Annotated in this window: 6 protein-coding genes; all 6 read left to right on the top strand. The window is 61.9% G+C overall.

Translation table 11 applies throughout. The annotated features are described in order from the left end of the window. Positions 1-15: 15 nt before the first annotated feature. The 6 genes from ACUM6F_RS09565 to ACUM6F_RS09590 all read left to right on the top strand — a co-directional run bounded on the left by ACUM6F_RS09565 (position 16) and on the right by ACUM6F_RS09590 (position 8,050). Entirely contained in the window at positions 16-1,320 is a 1,305-nt protein-coding gene (locus ACUM6F_RS09565) for a DUF512 domain-containing protein (protein WP_445349071.1), read from the top strand. 35 nt (positions 1,321-1,355) lie between these two features. Continuing rightward, positions 1,356-2,675, top strand: a complete 1,320-nt coding sequence (gene der, locus ACUM6F_RS09570) for a ribosome biogenesis GTPase Der (protein ID WP_445349072.1) — start codon at positions 1,356-1,358, stop codon at positions 2,673-2,675. Then, the gene (gene plsY / locus ACUM6F_RS09575) at positions 2,672-3,268 is read left to right on the top strand and encodes a glycerol-3-phosphate 1-O-acyltransferase PlsY (RefSeq protein WP_445349073.1); all 597 of its coding nucleotides are present in this window, start codon (positions 2,672-2,674) and stop codon (positions 3,266-3,268) included. The genes der and plsY overlap by 4 nt, the downstream gene beginning before the upstream one ends. Positions 3,269-3,385: 117 nt before the next feature. Continuing rightward, positions 3,386-6,226, top strand: coding sequence for a phosphoribosylformylglycinamidine synthase subunit PurL (purL, locus tag ACUM6F_RS09580; RefSeq protein WP_445349074.1), 2,841 nt, complete (start codon positions 3,386-3,388; stop codon positions 6,224-6,226). Next, positions 6,223-6,996, top strand: a complete 774-nt coding sequence (gene purQ / locus ACUM6F_RS09585; RefSeq protein WP_445349075.1) for a phosphoribosylformylglycinamidine synthase I — start codon at positions 6,223-6,225, stop codon at positions 6,994-6,996. Before purL ends, purQ begins: the two co-directional genes overlap by 4 nt. 13 nt (positions 6,997-7,009) lie before the next feature. Next, positions 7,010-8,050 (top strand): NAD(P)H-dependent glycerol-3-phosphate dehydrogenase, encoded by a 1,041-nt coding sequence (locus ACUM6F_RS09590; protein WP_425621741.1) that lies wholly within the window; start codon positions 7,010-7,012, stop codon positions 8,048-8,050. Positions 8,051-8,310 lie beyond the last annotated feature (260 nt).

An 8,310-nucleotide genomic window follows, 5' to 3' on the forward strand; every position in this document is an offset into this window, starting at 1 on the left:
GTTCCCGGTACTTAAGTGGGGCTTGTAGTCAGCGCGGTAAGAAAGGACAGCATTGCGGCATCTCTGCCCGTCGTCGCGGGAGACACCGTGGTAGCGGCTAACGATATGCCCATCCGCGACTTGATCGACTACAGTTTCGCCCTCGCCGACGAACACGTGGAATTGCGGGTTGAAAAGGCCGGCGGGGAAGAACTGGTACTGGAGATCGATAAGGAGTACGACGAAGACATCGGCCTGGTCTTTGACCAACCCTTTCCTGGCCTGCGCAGGTGCCAGAACAGGTGTCTTTTTTGCTTCCTGGACCAAATGCCGCCGGGTCTCCGGACGTCGCTCTACGTAAACGACGACGACTACCGCCTTTCTTTCTGGGAAGGAAACTTTATCACGCTGACCAACGCCGGCCCGCACGACCTCGAGCGCATCGCCGGCCAGCGCTTAAGCCCGCTGTATATTTCGGTCCACACCACCAATCCCGACCTGCGCAAACAAATGCTGCAGCATCCGAGAGCGGGCCTAATCATGCAGCAGCTGGCCTTCTTGAAGTCCGCCGGCATAGAAATGCACACCCAGATCGTCCTTTGCCCGGGCATTAATGACGGGCGGGAATTGGACAAGACTATAACAGACCTTGCCGGTTTTTGGCCCCGGGTCCGTTCCATCGCCATCGTCCCGGTGGGGCTTACCAGGTTTCGCCAGGGGCTTTACCCGCTGAAGACTCTGTTGCGGGAGGAAGCCTCCGCCCTCGTCACCAAGGTCGAGCGCTGGCAGCAACAATTCCTTAAGGCGTTGGGCGATCCACTGGTCCACGCGGCCGACGAGGTTTATCTAAAGGCAGGGGCGCCGGTCCCGCCGGCGGAGTTGTACGGGGAATACCCGCAGTTGGAAAACGGCATCGGCCTTGTAAGACAACACCTCGACGCGCTTAAAATATGGTTGGGCGGGTTGACCGAGCCTCTGGGCGCAACGCAGAAGATCACCGTCGTTTCGGGAACGCTCGCGGCGCCGATTCTGCAAGAGGCCCTGCACCCGCTGCGCCGCATAGGGCTGGACGTGCGGGTCTTGCCCATCCGCAACAACTTCTTCGGGCCCGCTGTAACCGTGACCGGGCTGCTGACAGGGAAGGACATCGCCAGCCAACTCAAGGGCAAAAACCTCGGCCGCCTGGTTGTTATACCGAGCGTGTGCTTCAATGACGACGGCCTGACCCTTGACGGTCTGACGGCCGCTGACCTGGAAAGAATCCTGGAGAAACCCGTCGTTACCAGCCGCGACCCCCGGGACTGGATACGGGTCTTAAAAGCAGCGGGATCAGGCCATTAAAACATTGCGGTTTCGAGAGGAGGAAAGAGCCACCCTTGAATAAACCCCTCGTCGCTATCGTCGGGCGCCCGAACGTCGGGAAGTCCACGCTCTTCAACAGGATCGTCGGAACGCGCGCCGCCGTCGTCGAGGCCCAGCCGGGCGTCACGCGCGACCGCTTGCACCAGGACGCTGAATGGGCGGGCAGGGCGTTTACCCTTGTGGATACCGGCGGCATCGACACCGCCTCAGAGGACACCATGGCTACCAGGGTCACCGCCCAGGCCCAACAGGCCATTGCCGAAGCCGACCTGATTATGTTCGTTCTTGACAGCCGCGACGGCCTGGTGCCCGAAGACATCGAGGTAGCCAATATTCTGCGCCGGGCAGGTAAACCCGTTATCCCCGTTATAAACAAGATCGACAACTTCGATCAACCTCTGCCCCTGGCCGAGTTTTACAGCTTGGGCCTCGGCGACCCCGTGCCGGTCTCGGCCCAACTGGGCCTTAACGTCGGCGACCTTCTGGACGAGGTGGTGGCCCGCCTGGCGGTCGAAGCCGGGGACACCCGGGAGGAACAGGCCGTCAAGGTGGCCTTCATCGGGCGTCCGAACGTCGGAAAATCTTCGCTCGTCAATTCAATTCTGGGTGAGGAGCGCGTCATCGTCAGCGACATCCCCGGGACCACCCGTGACGCCATCGATACCTTCCTGGAGCGCGACGGCCGGCGGTACGTGTTCATCGATACGGCGGGGATACGGCGAAGGAGCAGGATTTCCGAGCCGGTGGAGCGTTACAGCGTCATGCGCTCCCAGAGGGCTCTGGAGAGGGCCGATATCGCCGTTCTGGTCATCGACGCTGTCGAAGGCGTAACCGCCCAAGACAAGCGGATTGCCGGCCTGGCTGAGGAAGCCGGCCGCGGGACGATCATCGCGGTCAACAAGTGGGACCTTGTCCCCAAAGACAGCGGCACGATGAACCGTTACACCGAGGCCGTCCGGCGGGAACTGGCCTTCATAAGCTACGCCCCGCTCGTTTACACCTCCGCCGTTACCGGACACCGGGTTCGGAACATTTTGGACGCCGTCGACAGCGTCTACGCCCAGTTTACCCGGCGCGTGCAAACGAGCGACTTCAACCGCCTCATGCAGGATGCCTTCCTCGCCGCGCCACCGCCGGCCGAGAAGGGGAGGAGGCTGAAGTGCTACTACGCAACCCAGGTCTCGACGGGCCCGCCGACCTTCGTCCTCTTCGTCAACGACCCGGCGCTCGGCACCAACGCCTATCGTCGGTATCTCGAAAACCAGGTGCGGCGCGCCTACGGCTTTGAGGGAACGCCGGTGCGTATCATCTGGCGCGGAAGGGAGACCAAGTGAATACCGTGGAAACCTTGATCCTGGTGCTGATCAGCTACCTTCTCGGAGCCCTGCCCTTCGGTTATCTCGTCGCCAAGGCGATCAGAGGCGTCGATATCACCGCCCACGGCAGCGGGAACATCGGCGCGACCAACGTCTGGCGCGTTCTCGGCCCCCTCCCGGGGACCCTGGTATTGGCTGCAGACGTCGGCAAGGGGGCGCTGGCCGTCTGGCTGGGGCGCGTCTACGGCGCCCCGGAGGTCGAACTCCTCACCGGCGCAGCCGCCGTTATCGGGCACGGCTGGTCGGTCTTTTTAGGGTTCCGGGGAGGCAAAATGATCGCCACGAGCGGGGGAGTGCTGCTGATGCTTTCCCCTCTGGCGACCCTCGGCGGTTTTATCGTCTGGGCGGTGACGCTGGCCGTCAGCCGTTACGTGTCCCTGGCCTCCATTATTACTGCGGTATCGATCCCCTTGTGGTTTTACTACCTTGGCTTCAGCCGCGACTACCTAATCTTCACTTCCATCCTGGCCGCGGCGGCGATCTACAAGCACCGTTCGAACATCAAGCGGCTGATCCATGGCAACGAATACAAGTTCGGCGCCCGAAGATAGCTGTTGGTTTATAGTTTGAAATTCGCAAAGCGAATTTCTTCGAGTCCAACCTCTGACTTCTTGCATCTGGCTTCTTTATGGTAGAATAGGGGACGTGGGGAGGGGGAGTGTCCTACATTGGCCATTCAAGAAGTGCGCGTAGCCGTCCGAAGCTCGCTTCCCGACGCCAAAGGGAGGCAAACCCTGGCTGAAATCCAGCGGTCCCTGCACATCTCCACGGTGCAGGCCGTAAGAACGGCCAAGGTTTTTCGTTTTGAGGGGATTACCGTCGCGGAAGCCGGGTACCTGGCGCGGACCCTTCTTTGCGAAGACATCTTCCAGGTATACACCGTCAACGAGCCGATCATCACGGACACTAACTGGTTGGTTGAGGTCGCTTACCGTCCGGGCGTCATGAACCCGGAAGCGGGATCCCTGATCAAGTCGGCCCGGGATCTCGGCCTTTCGCACGTCGTCGCCGCAGATTCAAGCTGGGAATACGCCTTTTACGGCCCGGAAATCACCCCGGACGATATCGACACCATTCTGCGCCGCCTGCTCGTCAACGCCACCGTTCAACACGTTGTCCGGGAAAAGCCCGAAACCCTGATCATTACCGGCCGTTCCGCTCCCACGCTCTCCATCCCGATTACCGGCATGACCGACGAAGAGCTCATGGAGCTCAGCAAAGACAAGCTGTTTTTGAACCTGGAAGAGATGCGCCTGATCCAGGATCATTTCAGGGCCATCGGCCGCGAGCCGACTGACTGCGAGGTCGAAATCCTGGCGCAGACCTGGTCGGAGCACTGCGTGCACAAGACCTTCAAAGCACACCTGACGGTGGACGGCCGGGAAAAGAGGCCTCTCCTGAAACGCCTGCAGGAGGCCACCAACAGCATCAATCACCCGCTGGTGCTCTCGGCTTTCGTCGACAACTCCGGCGTGTTGGCTTTTTACGACGGCTGGGCCGTCTGCGGCAAGGTCGAGACGCACAACTCCCCGTCGGCGATCGAGCCTTACGGCGGCGCCGCTACGGGCAGCGGCGGGGTTTTCCGGGACGTTATGGGCACCGGGCAGGGAGCCAAGGTTATTGCCTCCACCGACATGTTCTGCTTCGCTCCGCCCGATACCCCTCTTGAAGAGATTCCCCAGGGGTGCATGCATCCGAACTACCTCCTGCGCCAGGTGGTGGCTGGAGTACGGGATTACGGCAACCGGATGGGCATACCTACCAACAACGGTTCGGTACATTTTCACCGCGACTTCCGCGCCAAACCCACGGTCATTGTAGGCTCCTACGGCCTGCTGCCGGCCGACCGGTGCGAGAAAGGGAAGCCCGAGCCGGGAGACCTTGTCGTCGTCATCGGCGGGCGCACCGGCCGGGACGGCATCCACGGGGCCACTTTTTCCAGCGCCGCGATGACGGACCGGACGATGGATGTCAACGCCCAGGCCGTCCAGATCGGCCATCCCATCGAGGAAAAACGCATGAGCGACGCTCTCCTGGCGGCCCGCGACGAGGGGTTGATCCGTGCCGTCACCGACTGCGGCGCGGGCGGGTTCGCTTCCGCCGTGGGCGAAATGGGCGCTTCAACCGGCGCCGTGCTGGCCCTGGACAAGGCCCCGCTGAAATACTCGGGCCTGGCGCCGTGGGAGATCCTGCTGTCGGAAAGCCAGGAGCGCATGGTCGCCGCCGTCAGGCCCTCCGACATCGACCGCTTCCGGGAGATCTGCCGCGAGCACAACGTTGAAGCGACCGTTCTCGGCACCTTCACCGGCGACGGGCGTTTCCGGGCGACCTACGAAGGAGCGGAGGTTATGAACCTGAGCATGGCCTTCCTCCACGGCGGGCTGCCTCAACGGCGCATGCAAGCGGCGCGGCCGTCCCGCAATCCGCAGCCGGAGCTTATGCCCGACCCGCCGGCCGATTGGGTGAAAGCCTACAAGGACGTTATGGCGCACCTGAACGTCTGCTCCAAGGAGCCCATCGTGCGCGTTTACGACCACGGCGTGCAGGGCACCAACGCCTTGCCTCCCCTGGGTGGCGTCGACGGCAGCGGCCCCAACGACGCCTGCGTCTTGACCCCCATCCTCGGCAAACCTTACGGGCTCGTCATCGCGCACGGCCTCAATCCCATCCTCAACCGGATCGACCCCTACTGGGGAAGCATTTGGGCGGCGGCCGAAGCCGTAGCCAACGCTGTGGCCGCGGGAGCGAACATCGACGAGCTGGCCCTGATCGATAACTTCATCTGGCCCGTCCCGGACGAAGAGATGCTGTGGGCCCTCGACCGCGCCGTCGACGCCTGCACCGATTTTGCCAGATCCCTGGGCTGTCCCTTCATCTCCGGCAAGGACAGCCTTTCGAGCACTTACCGCGGCGCCGGCGGCTTGACAATCCGGATCCCGCCCGTGCTGTGCGTTTCCGCATTCGGGCGGATTCCCGACGTTAAGAACACCGTCTCCGCCGACTTCAAGAAGGCGGGAAGCCAGGTCCTGCTTGTAGGTCAGCGCGACATCACCGAAATGGCCGGGTCGGTCTACTGGGAAAACCTCGGCCTGGCCGGAACGGCGCTGCCGAAGGTCGATCTGGCCTCTTTCACCGGCACCTGCCGGGCTTTGTACCGGGCCATCAATTCCGGCAAGGTCCTGGCCTGTCACGACATCAGCGAGGGCGGCCTGGCCGCGGCCATCGCCGAGATGTGCATCGGGGGCCGATGCGGCGTCGCCGTTTCGGTACCGCCGGACCAGCGTCCAGATTATTTCCTGTTTAACGAAACGGCGGGATGTTTTATCGTCGAGCTCGCGCCGGAAACCGCTCCCGGCGACCTCTTCGGCGACGTTCCTTGGCGCGTGATCGGGAGCACTACCGCCGACCGGCGCGTCAGTGTTTCCCTTGGCGAACAGCGTTTCGCCGTCCTCGTTGATGAGCTGAAGGAAGCATGGCAGCGTCCCATGAAGGAGGTATTCGGAGCTTGAAGCCACGGGCCTGCGTTTTGCGCACCGACGGGACCAATTGCGACCAGGAAACGGCCTTTGCCCTCGAGCTTTCCGGAGCACGGGCCGATTACCTGCACGTCAACGAGCTGCGCTCCGGTCGCAAGCGTCTCCTTGACTATCAGATCATGGTCATTCCCGGCGGTTTCTCATACGGCGACGACGTCCTGTCCGGAAAGATCCTGGCCGTCGAATTGACGTCCCTGCTGCGCGAACAGCTGCAGGAGTTCGTGGACAAAGGACGCCTGCTCCTGGGGATTTGCAACGGCTTCCAGGTCCTCGTAAGAACGGGGCTCCTACCGTATTCGCGGATAGGGTCGATCACGACGACGCTGATGCCGAACGACAGTGGCCGTTTCGAGTGTCGCTGGGTATCCTTGAAAGTGGAAAAAAGCCCGTGCGTGTTTACGGAAAGCCTGGCCGGACGCACCGTGACCTACCAGGTGGCCCACGGGGAGGGCAAGTTTTTCACCAGCCAGGACGTCCTGGACGACCTTGAGCGCCGGGGGCTGGTCGTATTCCGGTACGTCGACGCCGAAGGGCGCCCCACCCAGGCCTACCCGGCCAACCCTAACGGCTCGCTGCACGCCGTGGCCGGGATCTGCGACCCGTCCGGGCGGATAATGGGCCTCATGCCCCATCCCGAACGGTTCGTGCTGCCGACGCAGCACCCCAACTGGCGACGAGGGCCCGCGGCAGCCGAAGGGCTGCCCATCTTCCAGGATGCCGTAAACCACGCCAGGCAAATGTAATGGGGAGATCGCCATGACCAGAGTAGCCATCCTGGGCGCCGGGAGCTGGGGAACGGCGCTTGCCGTCCACCTGGCGCGCAAAGGTCGGCCTGTCAGGCTGTGGGCCAGGCGCCCCGACCATGCCGCGGAATTGTCTTCATCTAGGGAAAACAAGGCCTATCTTCCAGGGGTTAAAATACCTTTGTCGATAGAAATATCGGCAGACTGGAAAGCGCTCCTGGCCGGCGCCGAATGCGTCGTCTTTGCCGTGCCTTCGCACGCCTTTCGCCAGGTGCTCGAAACGGTGTCCCGGCACCTCGGCGACGCGCCCTGCGTCAACGTCGCCAAAGGCATTGAAGCGGATTCGCTCCTGCGGCTTTCCGAAGTTTACAAATCGGTTACGGGGGACAGGACCCTGTCCCGTTACGCCAGCCTGTCGGGACCCAGCCATGCGGAAGAAGTCGGCCGGGCCATGCCGACCGCCCTGGTGTCGGCGTCCCCCTGCAAACCGGTGGCCGAGTTCGTCCAGGACCTTTTCATATCCCCCGAGCTCAGAGTCTATACCAACCCGGACCTGATCGGTGTGGAACTCGGCGGAGCCTTAAAAAACATCATTGCCGTCGCCACCGGGATCTCCGACGGCCTGGGCTACGGAGATAACACGAAAGCCGCGCTCATGACGCGGGGCCTTGCCGAAATCACCCGGCTGGGCGTCCATTTGGGCGCAGACCCGCTAACCTTCGGCGGCCTGACCGGCGTCGGCGACCTTATCGTTACCTGCACAAGCATGCACAGCCGGAACCGGCGTTTCGGAATGGAGATAGGAAAGGGCAGGACCTTGGAACAAGCTCTCAGCGCTGTGAGGATGGTCGTCGAAGGGGTCCGGACCACCATCGCCGCCACCGAACTCTCCAGGAGGCTCAACGTCGAGATGCCGATCGCCAGGCAGGTATACGCCGTTCTCTACGAAGGTGTTCCGCCGCTGGAAGGGGTAACCCGGCTCATGACCCGGCAACGGACGCGGGAAATCGAGGAAGTCGCCCGCATTAAGATCACCTGGCACCACGAAAAGTAGCGCCTGACTCCGGTGTTAAACGCTGCAGAACTTCGCTTTTAAACAAAGCGGAGTTTTTCTTTCGGCCAAGCTAAACCTCGAAGTAATCCCCGTTCGGGAATTGCTGATTCTATTTGGTCGTCTTAGTCGCCGGCGTCGGAATAGTAGGAATTCGCGGAGCGAATCCCATCAAGTACCGACTACCAACTACTTGTCAGGTAGCAGGACATCGTTAACATGTTTAGCATTAGCTCGATAATAGCCCTTGCTGTTCGGGTCTG

Source organism: Desulforudis sp. DRI-14 (assembly GCF_052618305.1).